This is a genomic window from Nocardia alni (genome assembly GCF_019038435.1).
GTDB classification, from domain to species: Bacteria; Actinomycetota; Actinomycetes; order Mycobacteriales; family Mycobacteriaceae; genus Nocardia; species Nocardia alni.
In genome coordinates this window covers 1-20,052 of the sequence record NZ_JAGPOX010000118.1, presented here as the reverse complement: position 1 = coordinate 20,052, position 20,052 = coordinate 1, and the positions used below count along the sequence as shown (strand labels likewise).

Below are 20,052 nucleotides of genomic sequence, written 5' to 3'. Positions count from 1 at the left end.
GCGATTGCCGCATGTTTCCCGTGTTCAGTTGTGGGGTATCCCGCTACCTTTCAGCTTCTCTCGTGGTGAGAGGTGATCCGGGCGCCGATCGGTGCGATCGGTCCCTGTCGTGACTGTGAATCGGTGTGTCGGTAATCACATCCAGGGCCGTTCGGTGGCAAACTCCAATGTAACAGGCCAATAACGGTTTCGCATCGGCTCGGTGGAGCCGTCCGGTTGTTGAAGCCCCCTACTCGATTGCCCTACGTTTACGTGAGCGTGGTTCGGGTACCCACAACAGGCGCTGCCCGAAGAGGATGCCGAGTCCATGGGCTCGGAGAAGAACTCGTTGCCACGTGTCAGCTAGGGAATGGAATATGACGGCGAACCTGATGATCGTGGAAGACGACGACCGGGTCCGCAGCGCTCTGCGGCTGGCCATGGAGGACGAGGGCTACGACGTCGCCGAGGCCGAGGAGGCCGAGGACGCCCTCGAACATCTGCGCGACAACGGCGCCCCCGATGTGATGATCGTGGATCTGATGCTCGGCGATATGGACGGCTTCAGCTGCATCCGCGAGATCCGCCGCGACCACGATGTGCCGATCATCGTGGTCAGCGCCCGTGACGACACCCATGATGTGGTGGCCGCCCTGGAGGCCGGCGCCGACGATTTCGTGACAAAACCGTTCGAGATCAAGGAGATCACCGCCCGGATGCGGGCGCTGCGCCGGCGCGCCAATCACATGATCGAGCCGCAGGCGCCGCAGGAGGTGCTGTTGGACGCCGATCCCGACGCGCCCCTGATCCTGTCGCCCGAGGGCGGCACCGTGCGCCGGGGCGAGGAGGAACTGCACCTGACGCTGACCGAGTTCCGGCTGCTGTGCGAGCTGGCCGAGACGCCGGGACGGGTGCTGTCGCGCAACGTGCTGCTCGAAAGGGTCTGGGACCGCGGATTTTTCGGTGACGAGCGAATCGTCGACGTGCACGTGCGGCGGCTGCGTACCAAGATCGAGCGCGATCCCGGGGATCCGGTGATCGTGGTCACGGTGCGCGGCCTGGGGTATCGCCTCGACGTGCAGCGCTGATCGCTTCCGCGCCTGCCGGAGTCCGGCCCGCCGATATACGGTTTGGGGATGTCCGGCACTGACTTCACACGCGATCCGGTCGCACTCCCCGTACGACGTCGGCGGTTGCTGTCACGTAGCCAGAGTCTTCGCGGTCGTGCGGTCATCTCCTTCGCCCTGACCGCGGGGCTGGTGTCCTGCGTCTTGGCGGCGTCGGTATCGGTGATCGATCGGGGCGTGTGGATGACACTGATCGTCTGCACGGTCTGCGGTACCGCGATCGGCGGGGTCGTCGGGCTGTGGTTGAGCCGGCGGCTGCTCGAACCGCTGCAGCGCGTCACCCGAACCGCCGCCCGTATCGCCTCGGGCGAGCTGGGCACCCGGTTGCCCGATACCGACGATCCTGACCTCGCGCCGACCGTGGACACCTTCAACGCCATGGTCGACTCGTTGCAGCGGCGGATCGAGCGCGAACGCCGCCTGGTCGGCGACGTCAGCCACGAACTACGTACCCCCCTCACCACGCTGACCACCAGTGTTGGCGTCATGGCCCGGCACGAAGAGGATCTGCCGGAGCGCTCGCGCCGGGCGCTCGCGCTGGTGCAGGCCGAGCTGGATCACCTGCGACGGTTGCTGGACGATCTGCTGGCGCTGGCGCGCGCCGAGGCCCGTATGCACCGCGCCGACGCCGAACCGCTGTCGGTGCGCGAACTGCTCGAGCACACGCTCGCCGAATTGCGCTACCCACCCGAATTGTTACGAGTTTCGATCGATGTGACGGTGCTCGGCCGCAAACTCGAACTGGAACGCGCGCTGGTGAATCTGCTGGAGAATGCCGAGCGGCACGGTGGGGGTGTGGTCGCGGTCACCGCCGGACGGGTCGGGCGTGAGGCGGTGATCACCGTCGAGGACGCCGGACCGGGCGTGGCGCCCGAGGATCGGACGAGAATATTTGACCGTTTCGTGACGGTGCGCCGTAGCCGCCGCGCGGGGACCGGCACCGGGATCGGGCTGGCGCTGGTGGCGGAAACCGTTGCGGCCCACGGTGGCCGGGTGGAATGCGGCGATCGTCCCGGTGGTGGCGCGCGCTTCATCGTAAATATACCCTTCAGTGAGGAAACTCACTGAAAATATTTCCGTAACACGACCGTAAAGTAGCCGACCGGGTTAACTCAAAGTTCTGTGGCAAACCTTGAAGAGTGATGCCGACACGAACGCTGAGCACACCCTCGAGTTCCTTACCCACCTCCCGAACCGACTCTCCCGATGGGGCAGTCGTGATTCGTTCGCCGCGAATCGGCGACGGCGCTCTCATGTGGCGCTTGGCCGTGGATTCCGAGGTATTGGACGTTAATTCGAGTTATGCCTATCTCCTGTGGTGCAGGGACTACCGAGCGACCTCCGTGGTCGCGGAAGTCGACGACGCCATCGCGGGATTCGTTACGGGATATTTGCGCCCGGAGGCGCCGGAAGTACTGTTCATCTGGCAGGTTGCCGTCGATGAGTCTTTCCGGGGGCGTGGAATCGGCGTAAAGATGCTCGATCATCTGGTTTGCAACGCTGCCGAACATGGCATTTCGACACTGGAGACGACGGTTTCGCCGGACAACGAGGCCTCGCAGGCGATGTTCGCCTCGCTCGCACGCCGCCACGGCGCGGAGATGAACCGCGAGCAGTTGTTCCGGCCTGATGATTTTCCGGGCGGTCACGAATCTGAGGACCTGTACCGGATCTCGCCGCTGCACAACAGCGACGATCACACCACGGAGGATAAGCGATGACCACCGCCGAAATGACAGTTTTCGAAACGATGGAGTCGAATGTTCGCGGCTACTGCCGGGCGTGGCCGACATTATTCGACACCGCCCAGGGCGCCTGGTTGCGTGATGGCAGCGGTAAAGATTATCTGGACTTTTTCGCCGGTGCCGGCGCATTGAACTACGGGCACAACAATCCTGTGCTCAAACAAGCACTCATCGACTATATCGCGCGCGATGGCATTACCCATGGACTCGATATGTCCACGGTCGCCAAGGCGCAGCTGCTGGAAACGGTCGAGCGTGTGCTGCTGGAGCCGCGCGGGCTGGACTACAAGGTGCAGTTCCCCGGACCGACCGGCGCCAACGCGGTCGAGGCGGCACTGAAACTGGCGCGCAAGGTGACCGGGCGCACCACGATTCTCAACTTCACCAACGCATTTCACGGCATGACCCTGGGCGCGCTCGCGGTGACGGGTAACGCCACCAAGCGGGCCGGCGCCGGTGTGCCGCTGGCGCATGCGAATCCGATGCCCTACGACGGCTTCCTCGATGGCGACATGGAACTCGCCTGGATGGAGCGCGCCCTGGACGACAGCTCGTCCGGCGTGGACAAGCCCGCGGCGGTGATCGTGGAGACCGTGCAGGGTGAGGGCGGTGTCAACGTCGCCCGTGCCGAGTGGCTGCGCCACCTGTCGACGCTGTGCGCCGCGCGCGGAATTCTGCTCATCGTCGACGATGTGCAGATGGGCTGCGGGCGCACCGGTCCGTTCTTCTCCTTCGAAATCGCCGGTATCACACCGGATATCGTGACGCTGTCCAAGTCCATCAGCGGATACGGCATGCCGCTGGCCCTGGTGCTGATGCGCCGCGAGCTGGACCAGTGGTCGCCCGGTGAGCACAACGGCACCTTCCGCGGCAACAATCCGGCCTTCGTCACCGCGACGGTCGCGCTGGAGCACTTCTGGTCCGATGACAAGCTGCAGCGTTCGACCGAGGCGAAGGGCGCGCGGATCCACGAGGCCTTCGGCGGCTTGGCCGAGGATCACGACGGAATTTCCACCCGCGGCCGGGGCATGGTGCAGGGCTTGGTCTTCGCCGAACCCTCACAAGCGAGTAAGGTCTGCCGTATAGCGTTCGAGAACGGCCTGCTGGTGGAGACCTCCGGGGCCGAGGACGAGGTGGTGAAGCTACTTCCGCCGTTGACCCTTACCGATGACGAACTCGAGCACGGGCTGAACATCCTGACCGGTGCCGTGCACAACGTGCGAGGAGTCCACTGATCATGATCGTTCGAACAACAGATGAGATCACCGGCACCGACCGCGACGTGGCCGCCGAGGACTGGCGCAGCAAGCGGATCGTGCTGGGCGGTGACCGCGTCGGATTCTCCTTCCACGAAACCACCATTCAGCCGGGGACCGTGCACGAGTTCCACTATCAGAACCACGTGGAGGCGGTCTGGCTGGTCGAGGGCGAGGGCACGCTCATCGACCTCGACAACAACGTCACCTACGAACTGGGCCCCGGTTCGATGTACCTGCTCAACGGGCACGAGCGCCATCGCGTCGAGACCCGGACGAAGATGCGGATGCTGTGCGTCTTCAACCCGCCGGTCACCGGCAAGGAAGTTCACGACGAGAACGGCGTCTACCCGCTGGTCGTCGTAGAATAACGGTGATCATCGCGCGCACGGGCCCGGCATCCGAAGACCAAAGGACTCGGTACGGAAAAAAGTAGTAGGAGTAGGAGGAAAAGACACCGATGACGTTGGCCGACAATCGAATCGATCGTTATCCGACCCGCATCCAGGGCCCGTCGGCTCTGTTGGAGCGCACCGATCCCACGGTGTGGGGCGGGATGGACTCGGAGACGCCGATCGGATTCGACGCCGCGGACTTCGAGACCAACGGGTTCACGATCTTCGACGAGTTGCTCTCGCCCGCAGAGGTCGCCCAGTACTCCGATGAGGTCGACTGGTTGTCCTCGGATCCGGACTTGCGCCTGGACGAACGGGTGATCATCGAGAAGAAGTCGAATCGCGTGCGATCGATCTTCGAGGTGCACAAGATCAGCCCGCTGGTGGACTCGCTGACGCGTGATCCCCGCGTGCTCGGGCTGGCGCGACGGGTGCTGGGTTCGGATGTCTACATCCACCAGAGCCGGGTGAACTACATGCCCGGCTTCGAGGGCACCGGCTTCTATTGGCACTCCGACTTCGAGACCTGGCATGCCGAAGACGGAATGCCGGCGCCGCGTGCGGTGAGCCTGTCGATCGCGCTGACCGACAACTATCCGTTCAACGGCAGCCTGATGGTGATGCCCGGCTCGCACCGCACCTTCGTGCCGTGTCAGGGGGAGACCCCGGCCGATCACTATCGGGAGTCGTTGCAGGAACAGATGATCGGCGTGCCCTCGCACGAGCACATCACCGAGCTGGCGGACGGCCACGGCATCGCCCAGTTCACCGGTGCGCGCGGTTCGGCGCTGCTGTTCGACTCGAACGTCATGCACGGCTCGGCCAACAACATCACCCCGTTCCCGCGCTCGAATATCTTCCTGGTCTTCAACAGCGTCGAGAACACCCTCATCACCACGCCGTATTCAGCGCCGGTCCCCCGGCCGACGTACATCGCGGCCCGGAACTTCGACCCGGTCCGGTAATCACCCAGTGTGTCAGGCCCCGCGGCTCCGGTCGCGGGGCCGATCGGCTGTTCGCGCGATGGCGCGAGCGAGTTGGGTGGCTGATCGCGATAGGTCGATCGATCCGCGCCTGTGCGGGAGTCGCCTGCGACCGGATGATCAGAACAATGTCATGGGCTCGATCGGCGCCGGCTGCGGCAGAGGATCGAGTTCCGGGACGACCGCGCGCACCTGGTCGTGGAATTCCCGGGCCAGCGTGAGGGATTCGGCGTTGTCGGGAGTGTGGACGAAGAAGGTGGGGGAGCGGCCCTCGCGTAACCAGGCGGTCACCACTTCGATCCAGGGCTGCCAGCCCGCGATCGTCGCGTCGATGTCGTCGCGGCCGCAGTATCGGACGATCGGGTGTTCGGTGAGTGCTCGGTCCCGGCCCGGGAGGCGAGGTTTCTTGCCCCACGCTTCCTGTTCGCCCGGGCTGGTCGGCCGCGCGGCGAAAAGTGTTGTGGTGTCGAAGGGTATCCATTCCGCGCCGACGCGGTTCAGCAGATATTCCAGTTGTCGCGCGTCCCGCTCGCCGGTGAAGAACGCCGGATGGCGGACCTCCACCGCGTACCGGTACTCCGGCGGTAGCCGTCGCAAAAATCCGGCGAGCGCGCCGAGGTCGGTCGGTCCGAAGGATGCGGGCAGTTGCACCCACAGGGCGTGGATGCGCGGGCCGAGTGGTTCGACGGCCGAGAGGAATTCGTTCATATCCCCATCGGCGTCGCGCATCCGGCGCTCGTGGGTGATCGTCTTGGGCAGCTTCATCACGAACCGGAATTCGGGCGCGGTCTGCTGCGCCCACCCCTGCACGGTCTTGCGCGCCGGGGTCGCGTAGAAGGTGGTGTTGCCCTCCACGGCCGTGCACCAGTCGGCATAGCCGCGCAGCCGTTCCCGCGGGTTCGGCTGCCGCTGCTGCCACGCCGCGTGCGTCCACTGCGCACATCCCACCGACAACTGCATTCCCCGACGTTAGCGCGCGTTCGCCGTGCCTGATCGGTCGGCCAGGGCGTCCTCGCGGCGCAGCTGATCGGCCACGGCCCGGGTGGCGGCGGCCTCGGCGTCGCGATCGACGGATTCGGCGAGCCACGGCGCGAGGCTGTCCTGCATCGTCAGCACGAAGGTTCGGCCCATGGAGGTCAGCGAATCCGCTTCGAGCAGTCGCTCGATCCCGGCGAGGGTCAGGGCGCGGGACCGCGCGAAGTGCGCTTGCCCGGCGGCATGCGCGTCGCCGCTCGTCAGATTTCGGTGTATGCGCCAGAACTCGCAGATCCCCAGGTGTGCGTAGGTGCTCTGGAACAGCCCTTCGATCGGGCGCGGGTGGGCGAAACACGGTGGGGCATAGCGTGGTTGCGTATCCGCCAGATCGTGCAGCTCGAACAGGTCCATGATCGCGCCGAGTTTCACGTGCTGAAATTCGTGAATCAGCAGTAGCGCCAGCGATATCGGCTCGACCCGGCGGGGCGCGATGCCGACCGCGCCGAACGCCAGCCGGGCAGACGCGCTGCGGTCGTGCACGCCGTCGGACCGCAGCGGTGTCACCGCTCGCAGGCCGGCCCGCAACCCCTCGCCGTACCCGGGCAGGTGGAGATCGATGAAATTCATGGCCCGGATGAAGGCACGGCGCCATACGCCTGCCTGCTTCGCGGGCAGTCGATCGGCCGGATGGATCTCGGTATCGATATACGGCCGCACCCGATAAGGGTCGGTGTCCTCCAGGGTGACGGTCAGATCACCCGCTGTCATCGTGCGTAGCGGCTCGGCCAGTTCGAACCTGTCCATCGACCCGGCGTGGATCCACACCCGGTCCTGGCCGTCGGCGGCGAGTGCGCCGAAGGTGGGCAGGGGCGCGACCTCGCCGCGGACCGGCACCGGTACCCGCAGGTCCAACCCGGCGTGCACGGCCGCGCTCGCCGCGAGGGCCTCCAGATGGTAGGCATCGGCGAGCGCGGGTGTGCCCGCCTGTAGATCGTTCAGCAGGCCTACCGCCCACTCTCGTGCGTAGGGATGAGCCAGCACGGTGGCGACCGCGTCGGGCGCGGTGACGTCCAAGGCCGTGAGCAGTTCCCACGCCGCGGCGAAGCGCCGGTCCCGCTGCGGCCCGAACTGGCCGACCGCCGCCAGCAACTCGCGCTGAATCGACGATTCGGCCACGACCAGCCGGCCCACGGTCTCGGCGCTGCCCGAACCGCTTGCCAATTCGGTGAACTGGTTCGCCGTCAGGCTGTGCGTATTCTCCACGCCCGTCATCGTGAATTCGCAGCCACGCGCGCTTCCCAAGCGGCACGATGTTTTTCGGCCGCGTGCCGTGCCGCGGCCTCGGTGCCGGGGTCGACGTGCTCGGCGAGCCAGGGTTCGACCGTGTCACCCATGCCCCGCACGAACTGTTCGCCCAGGGGTGTCAGTGATCCGGTGTCGTTCAGCCTGCGGATCGCCTCGGCGGTCATCATGCGCCAGCGGGCGAATTGCCTTTCGGCTGCCTCGCGTTCGGCGCCGGTGCGCACCATCCGCAGTGTCCGCCAGACATCGGTGACGCCGATATGCGCGTAGCTGCCCTGCAACAACCCCTCCAGCGGGCGCGGATCCGGTCGCCACGGCGCGTACAGCCGCTCCTCGGTGTCCGAGAGATCGAACAGCTCGAACATGTCGAGGATCGCTCCCATCTTGACGTGCTGGAATTCGTGCACGAGCGACATCGCGGTCAAGGGCGGATCCGTCCGCAGTCCGACGCCCACCGCGCCGAATGCCAGCCGGACCGAAGCGCTTCGGCCCTCGCCGTCGGGCGTCATCGGCATCACGGTGCGCAATCCCGCTCGCATTCCGGGGGCATAGACTGGCAGCTGATCGTCGATGAAATCCAGTGCCGCGGCGAAGGTTCGCTGCCATTCGTCCGCGGCGTCGTCGGTGAGCCGATCGGTGATGAAGTCATGGGCGCGCCGATAAGGGTCGGTGTCCTCGAGCGTGACCGTCAGCCCGGTCGCTGTCATCCGGCGCAGTGGCTGCACGATATCGAGGCCGTCGATCGAACTGGTATCGATCCATATCCGGTCGTCGGTATCGGCCCGCAGCGCTCCGAAGGTGGGCAGCGGCGCCACGCCGGCGCGGACGGGGACCGGCAGTCGCGATTGCTTGCCCGCGCGCAATGCGGCGGCGGCGACCACCGCTTCCAAGTGGCGTACATCGTCTGCTGCGGGCTCGCCCTGACTTACACCTTGGAGCAATCCGGTGGCCCACACGCGAGTGTAGGGATGCGCCAGTACTTCCTCGACCGCCTCGGGGGCCGTGGAATCCAGCGATACCAGCAGATCCCATGCCGCGGTGAAACTTTCGTCGTGCTGCGGACCGAATCGTCCGACCGCGGCCAGAAGTTCACGCTGAATCGAAACCTGAGCCTGAACGAGCCAATCCACCGTGGACGCATCCCCGAAACCGGCGGCCAACTGGGCGAACTGGTCTGCGGACAAGCTATGGACAGATTCGATGTCGGAGCGGGCCGACGACGAGGCCCCGCCCCGGCCCGCTTCGGTCTCACTGTTCATGACGTGTTCGATCATTTCTCTGAGATCCGCGCAGTACACGGACGGATTGTCGAAGCTGTTGCCCGGGTGATAACGGTCGGGATAGAAGCCACCGCCGCATACCTGCACCACCGGGCATGAACGGCAGGTGGCGCTCAAACCCTCGGCACCGGTCTGGCGGACCGTGATTCCCGGTAGTACCGCGGCGTCGTCGAGACTGTTGTGCCATACGTCCATGCCGGTGGCCGCGGCCCCGGGATACGCCGTCTTCAGGGAGTCGACCTGCTCGAGGTTGCCGTCGGTTTCGATGACGAGTAGATCGACGGGATCCAATCCGAATGATTCGGCGCCACTGGGCCGCCCATACATCGAGGCCAGCAGTGAGTCGAATGTCCGAATCGGCACCGGCCGCCCCTCGGCATTCCAGGCGTCGAAAATAGTGGTGAACCAGTCGGTATATTCACCTCCGCCGACGGTCGGATGTCGCGGATCACGTGGGATTCGCAGGCCGGGCGGTTGGGTCTGCCAATTGCAGTGCGGCATGATCAGATCCATCCGCGGCGGGTCTTGTTCGAGTAGGCCCCGATATACTTCCAGAGGGTCGTTGGCGATATCGACGGTGCACAGCAGACCTGCCCAGAGCGGTCGATATCGCGGTTGGCGCAGCAGGGCCAAGCCGGCGAGGACTTTGTCGTAACTGCTGCGGCCGTTGCGATATCGACGGTGTCGATCATTGGCCAGCCGGTCGCCGTCGAGTGACACACCTACTCGTACATCGTATTCGGTGAATAGATCGAGGTACTTCTCGCTGAGGAGCACCCCGTTGGTGTGAATGACGAATCTGGGCCGCGTCGCCACGGATATGGCGTCTCGGAGTAGTTCGAGCGTCTCCCGGGTACGGTCCACACCCAGCAAGAGCGGCTCGCCGCCGTGGAGCACGACGACGACGTCCACGAGTTCGTGTGCGGCAGCGTGCTCGGCTATCCGGAAGCCGATCTGCGCGGCTGTCTCGGGAGCGATCTCCAGTGGACGACCGCGCCAGGATTGGTCGGCATGCTCATACATGTAGCAGTAGTCGCATGCCAAGTCGCACCGGCTGTGCACCTTGACGATAAACTGCCGAAAGGGAATTATTGGGTGATTCATGGGACGGCCGGTGCTACCCGATGCAATATCTATTACGAGTGTTCCGCGCTACTGAACGAAACCCGGGTTGCCGATGAATTAGCCAGGCTCGCCAGCACGCTGGACAGGCTCTGCGAAGAGATCTGTCCGAGCGGGGCTCGGCGACGATCGGCTACGGTGGAAACCATGTTGCGTCCATCCGGTGTGGGCATAGTATTCTCCTTTCGAATGCGCCGCTGCAAATCCTGGTGAGGTCAGGTGGATTGCGGTGCAAATTCAGCATATCTGTGCCGCCGCTGTGTGACCTTCCCGCCGCTGGGAGCCGCCGATGTGGTCCTGATAGAAACATGATGCATCACATATCATCCGGTGTACGCAATTACTTTTCCGGACCGAATCAGCACTGTCCGAATATATTCCTGGGCATCATGGTATAAAACGGATTTCACGGTGATGCTATGGTGCCGGGCTGTTCGAGAGTGCGCACATTCCGGCTGGACAGGACCAGCGCCGTCGGTACGAGGATCAGGGCGACGCACAACCACAGGGCCCCATCGGCGCCGAACTCGCCGACCGCGGCGCCACCGGCCAGGAATCCGGCCGGTATCAGCAGCTGTGAGCCCAGAAGGTCGTAAGAGGAAGCGCGGCTGAGCAATTCCTCCGGTAGGTGTTGGCACATGGTCGTCGCCCAGGCGGCGCCGAACTGCTCGTTCAGCACTCCGGACAGCAGCGTGGCCGCCAGCAGGACCGGCAGCGGGCTCGACAGGGCCATGGCGATCAGGGGAAGTGCGAGCCCCGCGGCGCAGCCGACGCCCGCACGCAGCAGACGACGCGGGGTGAACCACATCGAAACCACCCCGCCCAGAAGGTATCCGAGCCCCTGCGCGGACACCAGCAGCCCCCATGCCGCCGCACCCCCGTAGCGATGCTGGGCGACAAGAGGCCCCAGCAGGCGAAAGCCCGTCGAGTCGCCGACATTCGTGACCGCGGATTGCACGACCACGGCCCACAGCCAGGTATGCGCCCAGAACTCGGTCCAGCCCTCCCGCAAGAGTCCGATCGTGCTGGTATCCACCGACTCTCGGCGCGGCAACCGCAACACCGACAACAGCGGAACCGCCGCGACGAAGCTGACAGCGTCGATCACTATCGCCAGTTGCGGCTGATGCGTGGACGCGATGAGGACACCCGCCAGCGCCGGGCCGAGGACGATGCAGGCATTGGTGCAGATGCGGAACTGCACGTTCGCCTGACGGATCAGCTTCGGCGGCACCAGCATCGGCAAGATGCCCTGGGCGGCCGGTTTGAAGAACGCGTTCGAGGCGCCCGTGACGGCCACCAGAACGATCAGCGCCCCTACCCCTGCCGTCCCGGTTGCCAACAGTGCGACCACCGCGGCCTGTGCCAGCGCGCTCACCAGGCTCGAGGTGATCATGACGCCGGTGCGGGAGTGCCGATCGGCGACCGCCCCGGCGATCGGCAGCAGGATCAGGCGTGGGGTCATCCCCGCTGCCAGTACGTATCCCAGGTATGCCGCGTGTCCGGTCGTGCCGATCACCGCGAATGAAATCCCGACGGGTGAGAACGCCGATCCCAGTGTGGAGGTCAGGTTGGCCGCGTATGCCAGGCGGAACTGCCGATACGCCCACACGCTTGCCGACACGCGACCAAGTGTCTACGCCGGGCCCGCGGCCGATTTCCCATCGCTGGCGGGCCACGACCGGCCGGGCCGGGCCACAATTCTCGGCAATGAACCGATTGTATGGCCGGTCGCGATTGGTCATCGACGCGCACGACACGATGATGGCGGACGACCGCGTGTTCGTCGGCACATACCTGGACGACTTCGCGGTCGCGGGTCTGCTCGGGCCGGTGGGCGAGATTTGTCTTCTCGGTTTGGCCTTCGGCGGCGGCATTCGTCCGCTCCTGTCCACCGCGCCGGATGCTCATGTCACCGCCGTCGATACCAATCGACAGGCGATCGAGATGTGCACGGGGCTGTTCGGGATGCACTTTCCGGATATCGGATTCGATGCGGTCCATGCGGACGCTGCTGACTATATGCGCTTCTGCGACAAGACATTCGACGTGATAGCGGTCGATCTGTACACCCCGGACGGGCATGCCGACTGTGTGTTCGACGAGCGGTTCTGGTCCGACGTGCTGGCCCGACTGGCGGTCGACGGCGTGCTGATGGTCAATGTGTGGGGGGTACCGCTCTACCTGGATCCACTCGTGGGCGCCTCACCGCAGGCAGCGGTGGCGTCGCTTCTCGAGGCCCGGGTTCCCACCCTTCGCGCGCTGCCCGCTCATGACAATCTCACCTTCCTGGCGTGCGCGGACAGCGAGCCGCGGGCACACCTCGAGAGCCGGGACCTGTCGCGATCGGACCGAGCCTGCCTCGGCCTGCTCTCAGCGCGCCTGCGGGTGGCCGAGATCGATACCAAAGCAGCGACATTGCCATCCGAGCTCACTGGCCTCGGTACCTTCGACCAGGTCAGAGCGGAGACACAGGCGCGGTGGCCCGGATTGGCCGCCGCGTTCCGAGCGGCCGGCGGCGCCGCAGGACTCGATCCGTCACTCTGCACGCCCCGCACGATCATCGACGACCCTTCGGCGGCACAGGCGATCACGTTGGGCTTGTTGGAGACCGACCCGGTCTCGGCGCGATATGTTCCGATCGTCGCTGCCGAGAGCGCCTTCCGCAGGCAGTACCGTGCCGAATGGTTCGGTCGATGGGTGGTCGACGAGTTCGAGGACCTGGCACAGCGGGCTCCCGAATGGTTCGTCGGCACGGCGGTGCCACGGGCCATGGCCATGGCGGTGTGCCCGGTGGCTCCTCGATGGGAATGGACCGACGAATTGTTCGACAAGGTCGAGGCATTCGCGGCCCGGTCCTGATGTTCACCGAGCCGGGCGATCACGCGGGTCAGGCCGGGCGGGTCAGTGCCGCGTAGCGGGCGATGTGCTGGTCGGTGGTGCCCCATTCGTACTGGATCGCGGTCAGGCGTTTGAAGTAGTGGCCGATGGGCAGTTCCTCGGTCATGCCCATGGCGCCGTGCAACTGCACCGCGGACTGACCGATGAAGCGGGCCGCGCGGCCGATGGTGGCCTTGGCAGCCGCGGCGGCCCGGGCGCGGTCGGCGGGTTCGGCGTCGAGCTTCAACGTCACCAGATAGGTTGCGGCGATGGCCTGTTCGAGTTCCAGGTGCATGTCGACCATGCGATGTTGCAGTACCTGGAAACTCGCGATCGGGACGCCGAACTGTTTGCGCTGCTTGGCGTACTCGACGGTGTCGGTCAGGACGCGGCGCATGGCTCCGACGGCCTCGGCCGAGATCGCCGCGATGGCCTCGTCCGCCGCGGCGTCCAGTGAATCCTGTGCTGTGCCTTCGGATCCCAGCAGCGCGTCGGCCCGTACACCCTCCAGGGTGAGGTCGGCGGCGCGGTGGTCGTCGATGGTTCGGTAGGGGTGCATGGTCAGCCCGGCAGCTGCCGGGTCCACCAGGAACAGTGACAGTCCGGCGGGAGTGCGCGCGGTCACCAGCAGATGGGTGGCCAGCGGCGCGCTGCTCACCACGACCTTGGCGCCGTCGAGGATCCACGAATCCCCTTCGCGGCGTGCGGTGGTCGACACCTGCCGCAGGTTGTAGCCCGAATCCGCCTCCAAGGCCGCGAATGCCGTGATCACCTCACCGGAGACGATGCCCCGCAACAGTTCTGCGGCTCGGTCGCCCCCGGCGCGGCGCAGCAGCCCCGCGCCCACGACGACGGTGTCCACATACGGTTCGACGACCAGCGCCCCGCCCAGGGCCTCGGCGATGATCAGCGTCTCGACCGGTCCGCCGTCGAATCCGCCGACCTCCTCGGGCAGGGCGGCGCCGAGAATGCCGACCTCGGTGGCCAGGGCACGCCAGATGTCCGGTTGCCTGCCCTGCCCCACGCGCGCGGCGGTGCGGCTCTTGTCCAGGTCGTAACGCGCCGCGAGGAATTCGGTGACGGTGTCCCGCAGCAGCTGTTGTTCGGTGGTGTATTCGAAATCCATGTCGAGTCCCGTCCTACAGGCCCAGTCCGGCCTTGGCGATGATGTTGCGCTGAATCTCGTTGCTACCGGCGTAGATCGAGCCCGCGCGGTCGTTGAAGTAACGCAGGGGCGCGGCCGCCTGCCACTCCGCGCCGCTGAGGTATCCGTCGGCGGGCGGCACGAAATCGGCCACCGGGCCGCCCGGCATCGCCGCATGCGGCTGGTATGCGCGCCCGCGCGGGCCCGCCGCCTCGAGGGTGAGTTCGGTGAGCTGCTGGCTCAGTTCGGTGCCGAGAATCTTCAGCGCCGAGGCCGCGGGGCCCGGATTCACGCCGCGCGAGATCGCCGACATGGTGCGCGATTCCAGGATCTCCAGCACGTTCGCGCGGATGTGGATATCGGCCAGGCGTGCGGCGAAGGCCGGATCATCCAGCAGCGCACCGCCGTTCGGGCCAGGGACGGACAGCGCGTGCGTGGCGAGTGATTCGGCCATCACCTGGAGTGCGGGGCCCACCGCGCCGCCGCCACGTTCGAAGTTCAGCAGGTACTTGGCCACGGTCCAGCCGTCGTCGACGCGGCCGAGCACGTTGGTCACCGGGACTCGCACCGCATCGAAGAAGACCTGGTTCTGCACCTGCTCGCCCGAGGTCATGACCAGCGGACGCACCTGGATCCCGGGGGAGCGCATATCGATGAGCGCGAACGTGATGCCCTGCTGCTTGCGCTCGAGTTTGGCCGTGCGGACCAGGGCGAAGATCCAGTTCGCCTCGGTGGCGTGTGTCGTCCAGATCTTGCTGCCGGTGACCACCAGATCCTCGCCGTCCCGCACCGCGGCCATGCTCAGCGAGGCCAGGTCCGAACCCGCCTCGGGCTCGGAGTACCCCTGGCAGAAGAACACCTCGCCGGACAGGATCCCGGGTAGGAAGTAGTCCTTCTGCTCCTGCGTGCCGAACGCGATGATCGCGTGCGCGACCATCCGGATGCCCATCGGCGACAGCGCCGGCGCCCCGGCGAGGGTGGATTCGCGCTCGAAGATGTAGTGCTGAGCCAGGCTCCATGGCTGACCGCCGTACTCCACCGGCCAGGCGGGCGCGGCCCAGCCGCGCGCGTGCAGAATCGCCTGCCAACGCATGCTGGCCTCATGGTCCGAGTACACGCTCGTCGCCAAACGCCCGGCGCGGCGCAGTTCGGGGGTCAACTGCTCGTCGAGGAACTGCCGCACCTCGTCGCGAAATGCCAGATCGGCGGGTGACCAGTCCAGATCCACGAAGAACTCCTTGTCCGGGAAACAGAGCTCTACCTTCTCATTCACCCGCCACATAACGCAAATTGTCGTTAACTTATCGACTCTGTGGCGTCGATCGTTCAGGCGGCTCAGTGCCCTTTACATTCCACAGTGGAAGTCGGATGATTAGTAAATATTCCATTGTGGAACATGCTTCGTGAGAGGACAGGAAGATGGACATCACCCCCGGAACTCGTGCCGGCGACGCCGAGCGTCAGCAGGTCGCCGATCTGCTGGCTCGGCACTTGGGCGCCGGACGGATCGACCTCACCGAATACGACCAGCGGGTGGCGCAGGTCTGGGCCGCCACCACCCGCGAGGATCTCCAGGTCGTGCTGTCGGATCTGCCGACCTTGTCCAAACGTGAGACCCCGCAGCGGAATTCGCACCCGATCCGCTTTCCGATCTGGCAGCGCATCGAAGGGGCCGCGTGGGTCGGCGTCGGTGTGCTGAGCCTGATGATCTGGGGCCTGATCTCGTTGGGCATGGGGCAGTTCACTTATCCGTGGCCGATGTGGGTGATCGGGCCGTGGGGTGCGGCGCTGGCATTTCGTGCGGTGACGGGGTGGGAGGCGTCCGGGTGTCGCGGTAAGGTGTCGATCCGGTTCTGACCGATGTGCCGGATGTGTCCGATGTGTGGACTTACACAGCGGCTGGCTCTGGCTGAAGGTCCGGCGTACGCGGGGCAACGGGGTGGGAACGGGTAGCCTACCTGCGTGCACCTGAAGAGCCTGACGCTGAAGGGATTCAAATCCTTCGCGTCCGCGACGACGCTTCGCCTCGAACCGGGTATCACCTGTGTGGTGGGTCCCAACGGCTCGGGTAAGTCGAACGTGGTCGACGCGCTCACCTGGGTGATGGGTGAGCAGGGCGCCAAGGCGCTGCGCGGCGGCAAGATGCAGGACGTCATCTTCGCCGGCACCGCCGGGCGCGCGCCGCTGGGTCGCGCCGAGGTCACCCTGACCATCGACAACTCCGACGGCGCGCTGCCGATCGACTACTCCGAGGTCTCCATCACCCGCCGCATGTTCCGCGACGGCGCGGGCGAATACGAGATCAACGGCAACTCGTGCCGCCTGATGGATGTGCAGGAACTGCTCAGCGACTCCGGCATCGGGCGAGAGATGCACGTCATCGTCGGGCAGGGGCAGCTGTCGGCGATCCTGGAATCGCGCCCCGAGGATCGCCGCGCCTTCATCGAGGAGGCCGCCGGTGTGCTCAAACACCGCAAGCGCAAGGAAAAGGCGGTCCGCAAGCTCGAGTCCATGCAGGCCAACCTGGCCCGGCTCACCGACCTGACCACCGAACTGCGTCGCCAGCTCAAGCCGCTGGGCCGGCAGGCCGAGGTGGCCCGGCGCGCGGCCACCGTGCAGGCCGATCTGCGCGACGCGCGGCTGCGACTGGCCGCCGACGACCTGGTCGCCCGTCGCACCGAACTGGAGAGCCAGCAGAGCAAGGAGGCCTACGCCCGCGAGCAGCGGATCCACGTCGAGGCCGAACTCGACGCCGCCAACGCCGCACTGGCCCAGCACGAATTCCAGCTCTCCAAGCTCACCCCCGGCGCCGAGGCGGCCGCGCAGACCTGGTTCCAGCTCTCGGCGCTGACCGAACGGGTCAACGCCACCATCCGCATCGCCCGCGACCGCGCCCGCAACCTGACCATCGAGCAGCCCACCGGCGCCGGCCGCGATCCCGATCAGCTCGAGGCCGAGGCCGAGCGGGTCGAGGAACAGGAGGCCGAGCTGCTCGAGGCCGTCGAGGTCGCCACCGCCACGCTGGAGGCCGCGCGGGACCAGCTGCACGATCGCGAGCAGGCCGCCAAGGCCGCCGAGCAGGCGCATCTGGCCGCCGTGCGCGCCATCGCCGACCGCCGCGAGGGGCTGGCCCGGCTGTCCGGCCAGGTGGATACGCTGCGTCACCGCGCGCAGTCCGCCGACGCGGAGATCACCCGGCTGTCCGCGACCCTGAACGAGGCGCGCGCCCGCGGATCGGCCGCCGAGGCCGAATTCGAGCAGGTGCAAAGCGAACTGGGAGAGCTCGACGCCGGCGAGGAGGCGTTGGACACCACCTACGAGCACGCCGCGAAGGCGCTGGACCAGGCGCAGACGCGGGTCGCGGAGTTGCGCGAGGGCGATCGCGAGGCGAGTAAGAAGGTCGCCTCGCTGACCGCGCGGATCGAGGCGCTGACCATGGGGCTCGCGCGCCGCGACGGCGGCGCGTGGCTGCTGGAGCATCAGTCCGCCGGACTGCTCGGGCCGCTGTCGGGAATTCTCCAGGTGCACAGCGGATTCGAGGTCGCCGTGGCCGCCGCGCTCGGGCCGCTGGCCGATGCGGTCGGCGCGGACAGCGCCGCGACCGCGCACGCCGCGCTGCGCTCGCTCGAGGACGCCGACGGCGGCCGGGTCGCCATGGTGTACGGCGGTGCCGCGCAAGTGAATTCGTCCGGTCAGCCGCTGCCCGCCGGTGCGCGCTGGCTCCGTGAGGTGGTGGACTGTCCCGCCGAGATGCGGGGTGCGATCACAGCCCTGACGGCGGGCACCGTGGTCGTCGAGGATATGTCCGCCGCGCCCGGAGTCCTTTCCGCGCGCCCGGAATTGCGCATCGTCACCCGGGGCGGCGATATCTGCGGCTCGGGCTGGTTGCTCGGCGGATCCGACCGCGCGCCCAGTCAGCTCGAGATCCAGGCCGATATAGATTCGGCCGCGGCCGAACTCGCTTCCTGGCAGCGGCAGGCCGAGGAACTCGAGGCGGCGTTGGCGGGCGCGGAGGCCGAACAGTCCGACCGCAAGGACGCGACCGATCAGGCGTTGCTGGCGCTGCACGAATCCGATCAGGCCATGGTCGCGATCTACGACCGGCTCGGCCGCCTGGGCGAGACGGCCCGGGGCGCGCAGGCCGAATGCGATCGGCTGGTGGCCCAGCGCGCCGACGCCGAGACCGCGCGGGAGCAGACCGCCGAGCAGCTCGCCGAACTCGAGGACCGGCTGCGGCGGGTGGAATCCGAACAGGTCCATGGAGATTCGGAATCCGACGCCGGGACCGAGACGGCGGGCCTGCACCGCGAGGAGGCCGCCGCCGCGCTGGCCGAGTCCCGTGCGATGGAGGTGGAGGCGCGCCTGACCGTGCGCACCGCCGAGGAACGCGCGGAATCGGTTCGGGGCAAGGCGGATTCGCTGCGCCGCGCCGCGCGGGCCGAGCGTGAGACCCGGGCCCGGGCCGAACGTGCGCAGGCCGCGCGCCGACAGGCCGCCGCCGTCGCCGCGGTGGTCGCGGAATCGGCCGAGCGCGTGGCCGCCGAGCTGGAAACCGTGGTGGCGCAGGCCTCCGCGCGGCGCGACGAGCTGGTGCGCCGCCGCACCGAATGCGCCGGACAGGTCGACCAGGTGCGCGAGCGCGCGCGTGCCCTGGGCACGCAGCTGACCCAGCTGACCGATGCGGTGCACCGCGACGAGGTCGCCCGCGCCGAGGCCGCCCTGCGCATCGAACAGCTGGAGACGACCATCGCCGATCAGTTCGGGCTGGCCCTGGACGATCTGATCGGCGAATACGGTCCAGCCGTGCCTACGCCGCCCTCGGCGCTGGAATGGCTGGAGTACGAGCAGGCCAAGGAGCGTGGCGACGCGGTGAGCGAACCGCAGCCGATGCCCTACGACCGGGCGACCCAGCAGCGCCGCGCCAAACGCGCGGAGAAGGACCTCACCACCCTGGGCAAGGTGAACCCCCTCGCGCTGGAGGAGTTCGCGGCGCTGGAGGAGCGCTACAACTTCCTGTCCACCCAGCTCGACGACGTCAAGAAGGCGCGTCAGGACCTGCTCGACGTGGTCGCCGAGGTGGACGCGCGCATCCTGCAGGTCTTCACCGAGGCATGGGAGGACGTGGAGCGGGAATTCGTCGGCGTCTTCGCCAAACTGTTCCCCGGCGGCGAGGGGCGGCTGCTGCTCACCGATCCGACGGACATGCTGACCACCGGCATCGAGGTGGAGGCACGCCCGCCGGGCAAGAAGGTCAAGCGCCTGTCGCTGCTGTCCGGTGGCGAGAAGTCGCTCACGGCCGTGGCCCTGCTGGTGGCCATCTTCCGCGCCCGCCCCTCACCGTTCTACGTGATGGACGAGGTCGAGGCGGCCCTGGACGACACCAACCTGCGCCGCCTCATCGGCCTGTTCGAACAGCTGCGAGAAAAGTCGCAGCTGATCGTCATCACCCACCAGAAGCCGACCATGGAGATCGCCGACGCCCTGTACGGGGTGAGCATGCGCGGCGACGGCATCACCCAGGTCATCTCCCAGCGGCTGCGCGGGGAGAATTTGGTCGGTGCCGCTACGTGATCACGACCGCGCAAGACGACGGTGTGCTCGTGGGCGTGCCGGTTTACCGGTCATGGACAGCCACTGTGCCGACGAGATCGTCGGTTATGACGACCATGGCGTCTGTGTGTCTGACAGTGATAGATAGCTCCACTGTCGCGGCATAGTGGTTGCGCGGGTAGATGACCTGGTGGGCGATACCGCGAACTAGCCTCGTCCGAGCCCGTACATCTCGTGGGCGATGCCGAAACCCATGTCCTGGGTCAGGCGGCGTTTCCAGGGGCGGGCGGTGATGGCGTGGGTGAGGCGGCGGG

Annotated in this window: 15 protein-coding genes; 9 read left to right on the top strand and 6 right to left on the bottom strand. The window is 66.7% G+C overall.

The genetic code is table 11. From position 1 onward, the window contains the following. Positions 1-356 precede the first annotated feature (356 nt). The 6 genes from JZ791_RS33130 to thpD all read left to right on the top strand — a co-directional run bounded on the left by JZ791_RS33130 (position 357) and on the right by thpD (position 5,467). Positions 357-1,067: a response regulator transcription factor gene (locus tag JZ791_RS33130; protein WP_216899939.1), complete on the top strand. Its 711-nt coding sequence runs from the start codon at positions 357-359 to the stop codon at positions 1,065-1,067. A gap of 48 nt (positions 1,068-1,115) precedes the next feature. Beyond that, positions 1,116-2,174, top strand: coding sequence for a HAMP domain-containing sensor histidine kinase (locus JZ791_RS33125; RefSeq protein WP_216899937.1), 1,059 nt, complete (start codon positions 1,116-1,118; stop codon positions 2,172-2,174). A 74-nt stretch (positions 2,175-2,248) separates the two neighbouring features. Further along, the gene (gene ectA / locus JZ791_RS33120) at positions 2,249-2,827 is read left to right on the top strand and encodes a diaminobutyrate acetyltransferase (RefSeq protein ID WP_216899935.1); all 579 of its coding nucleotides are present in this window, start codon (positions 2,249-2,251) and stop codon (positions 2,825-2,827) included. Further along, positions 2,824-4,086 carry a diaminobutyrate--2-oxoglutarate transaminase gene (gene ectB / locus JZ791_RS33115; protein WP_216899933.1) on the top strand — a complete coding sequence of 421 codons (1,263 nt, stop codon included), beginning with the start codon at positions 2,824-2,826 and terminating at the stop codon, positions 4,084-4,086. The genes ectA and ectB overlap by 4 nt, the downstream gene beginning before the upstream one ends. Positions 4,087-4,088: 2 nt before the next feature. Beyond that, positions 4,089-4,478, top strand: a complete 390-nt coding sequence (locus JZ791_RS33110) for an ectoine synthase (RefSeq protein ID WP_216899931.1) — start codon at positions 4,089-4,091, stop codon at positions 4,476-4,478. 89 nt (positions 4,479-4,567) lie between these two features. Then, the gene (gene thpD, locus JZ791_RS33105) at positions 4,568-5,467 is read left to right on the top strand and encodes an ectoine hydroxylase (RefSeq protein WP_216899929.1); all 900 of its coding nucleotides are present in this window, start codon (positions 4,568-4,570) and stop codon (positions 5,465-5,467) included. 138 nt (positions 5,468-5,605) lie between these two features. On the opposite strand, the gene JZ791_RS33100 is transcribed toward thpD, so the two are convergent. The 4 genes from JZ791_RS33100 to JZ791_RS33085 all read right to left on the bottom strand — a co-directional run bounded on the left by JZ791_RS33100 (position 5,606) and on the right by JZ791_RS33085 (position 11,788). Next, entirely contained in the window at positions 5,606-6,445 is an 840-nt protein-coding gene (locus tag JZ791_RS33100; RefSeq protein WP_216899927.1) for a DUF72 domain-containing protein, read from the bottom strand. A 9-nt stretch (positions 6,446-6,454) separates the two neighbouring features. Then, on the bottom strand, positions 6,455-7,723 hold the full coding sequence (locus tag JZ791_RS46655; RefSeq protein ID WP_216899925.1) for an aKG-HExxH-type peptide beta-hydroxylase: 1,269 nt from the start codon (positions 7,721-7,723) through the stop codon (positions 6,455-6,457). A gap of 5 nt (positions 7,724-7,728) precedes the next feature. Next, positions 7,729-10,146, bottom strand: a complete 2,418-nt coding sequence (locus JZ791_RS33090) for an FxsB family cyclophane-forming radical SAM/SPASM peptide maturase (RefSeq protein ID WP_256462005.1) — start codon at positions 10,144-10,146, stop codon at positions 7,729-7,731. 424 nt (positions 10,147-10,570) lie between these two features. Further along, complete coding sequence (locus tag JZ791_RS33085; RefSeq protein ID WP_216899921.1) at positions 10,571-11,788, bottom strand: MFS transporter; 1,218 nt, start codon at positions 11,786-11,788, stop codon at positions 10,571-10,573. An 86-nt stretch (positions 11,789-11,874) separates the two neighbouring features. Here JZ791_RS33085 and JZ791_RS33080 point away from each other — a divergent pair, with 86 nt between their 5' ends. Continuing rightward, a complete protein-coding gene (locus tag JZ791_RS33080) occupies positions 11,875-13,026 on the top strand; it encodes a spermidine synthase (protein WP_216899919.1) in 1,152 nt (383 codons plus the stop codon). A gap of 28 nt (positions 13,027-13,054) precedes the next feature. Here JZ791_RS33080 and JZ791_RS33075 read toward each other — a convergent pair whose 3' ends face one another. Then, positions 13,055-14,170: an acyl-CoA dehydrogenase family protein gene (locus tag JZ791_RS33075; RefSeq protein ID WP_216899917.1), complete on the bottom strand. Its 1,116-nt coding sequence runs from the start codon at positions 14,168-14,170 to the stop codon at positions 13,055-13,057. 13 nt (positions 14,171-14,183) lie between these two features. Continuing rightward, positions 14,184-15,416 (bottom strand): acyl-CoA dehydrogenase family protein, encoded by a 1,233-nt coding sequence (locus JZ791_RS33070; RefSeq protein ID WP_216899951.1) that lies wholly within the window; start codon positions 15,414-15,416, stop codon positions 14,184-14,186. Between the two features lie 191 nt (positions 15,417-15,607). On the opposite strand from JZ791_RS33070, the gene JZ791_RS33065 reads away from it, so the two are divergent. Together JZ791_RS33065 and smc are read left to right on the top strand one after the other, a co-directional pair. After that, on the top strand, positions 15,608-16,045 hold the full coding sequence (locus JZ791_RS33065; protein ID WP_216899915.1) for a DUF1707 SHOCT-like domain-containing protein: 438 nt from the start codon (positions 15,608-15,610) through the stop codon (positions 16,043-16,045). Positions 16,046-16,150: 105 nt separating this feature from the next. Next, positions 16,151-19,759, top strand: coding sequence for a chromosome segregation protein SMC (gene smc / locus JZ791_RS33060; RefSeq protein ID WP_216899913.1), 3,609 nt, complete (start codon positions 16,151-16,153; stop codon positions 19,757-19,759). Positions 19,760-20,052: the final 293 nt, after the last annotated feature.

Excerpts from the sequence above, each read along its gene's own strand:
- JZ791_RS33130 (WP_216899939.1), top strand. The coding sequence starts at position 357 with ATGACGGCGAACCTGATGATCGTGGAAGACGACGACCGGGTCCGCAGC.
- JZ791_RS33125 (WP_216899937.1), top strand. The coding sequence starts at position 1,116 with ATGTCCGGCACTGACTTCACACGCGATCCGGTCGCACTCCCCGTACGA.
- ectA (WP_216899935.1), top strand. The coding sequence starts at position 2,249 with ATGCCGACACGAACGCTGAGCACACCCTCGAGTTCCTTACCCACCTCC.
- ectB (WP_216899933.1), top strand. The coding sequence starts at position 2,824 with ATGACCACCGCCGAAATGACAGTTTTCGAAACGATGGAGTCGAATGTT.
- JZ791_RS33110 (WP_216899931.1), top strand. The coding sequence starts at position 4,089 with ATGATCGTTCGAACAACAGATGAGATCACCGGCACCGACCGCGACGTG.
- thpD (WP_216899929.1), top strand. The coding sequence starts at position 4,568 with ATGACGTTGGCCGACAATCGAATCGATCGTTATCCGACCCGCATCCAG.
- JZ791_RS33100 (WP_216899927.1), bottom strand. The coding sequence starts at position 6,445 with ATGCAGTTGTCGGTGGGATGTGCGCAGTGGACGCACGCGGCGTGGCAG.
- JZ791_RS33090 (WP_256462005.1), bottom strand. The coding sequence starts at position 10,146 with ATGAATCACCCAATAATTCCCTTTCGGCAGTTTATCGTCAAGGTGCAC.
- JZ791_RS33080 (WP_216899919.1), top strand. The coding sequence starts at position 11,875 with ATGAACCGATTGTATGGCCGGTCGCGATTGGTCATCGACGCGCACGAC.
- JZ791_RS33075 (WP_216899917.1), bottom strand. The coding sequence starts at position 14,170 with ATGGATTTCGAATACACCACCGAACAACAGCTGCTGCGGGACACCGTC.
- JZ791_RS33065 (WP_216899915.1), top strand. The coding sequence starts at position 15,608 with ATGGACATCACCCCCGGAACTCGTGCCGGCGACGCCGAGCGTCAGCAG.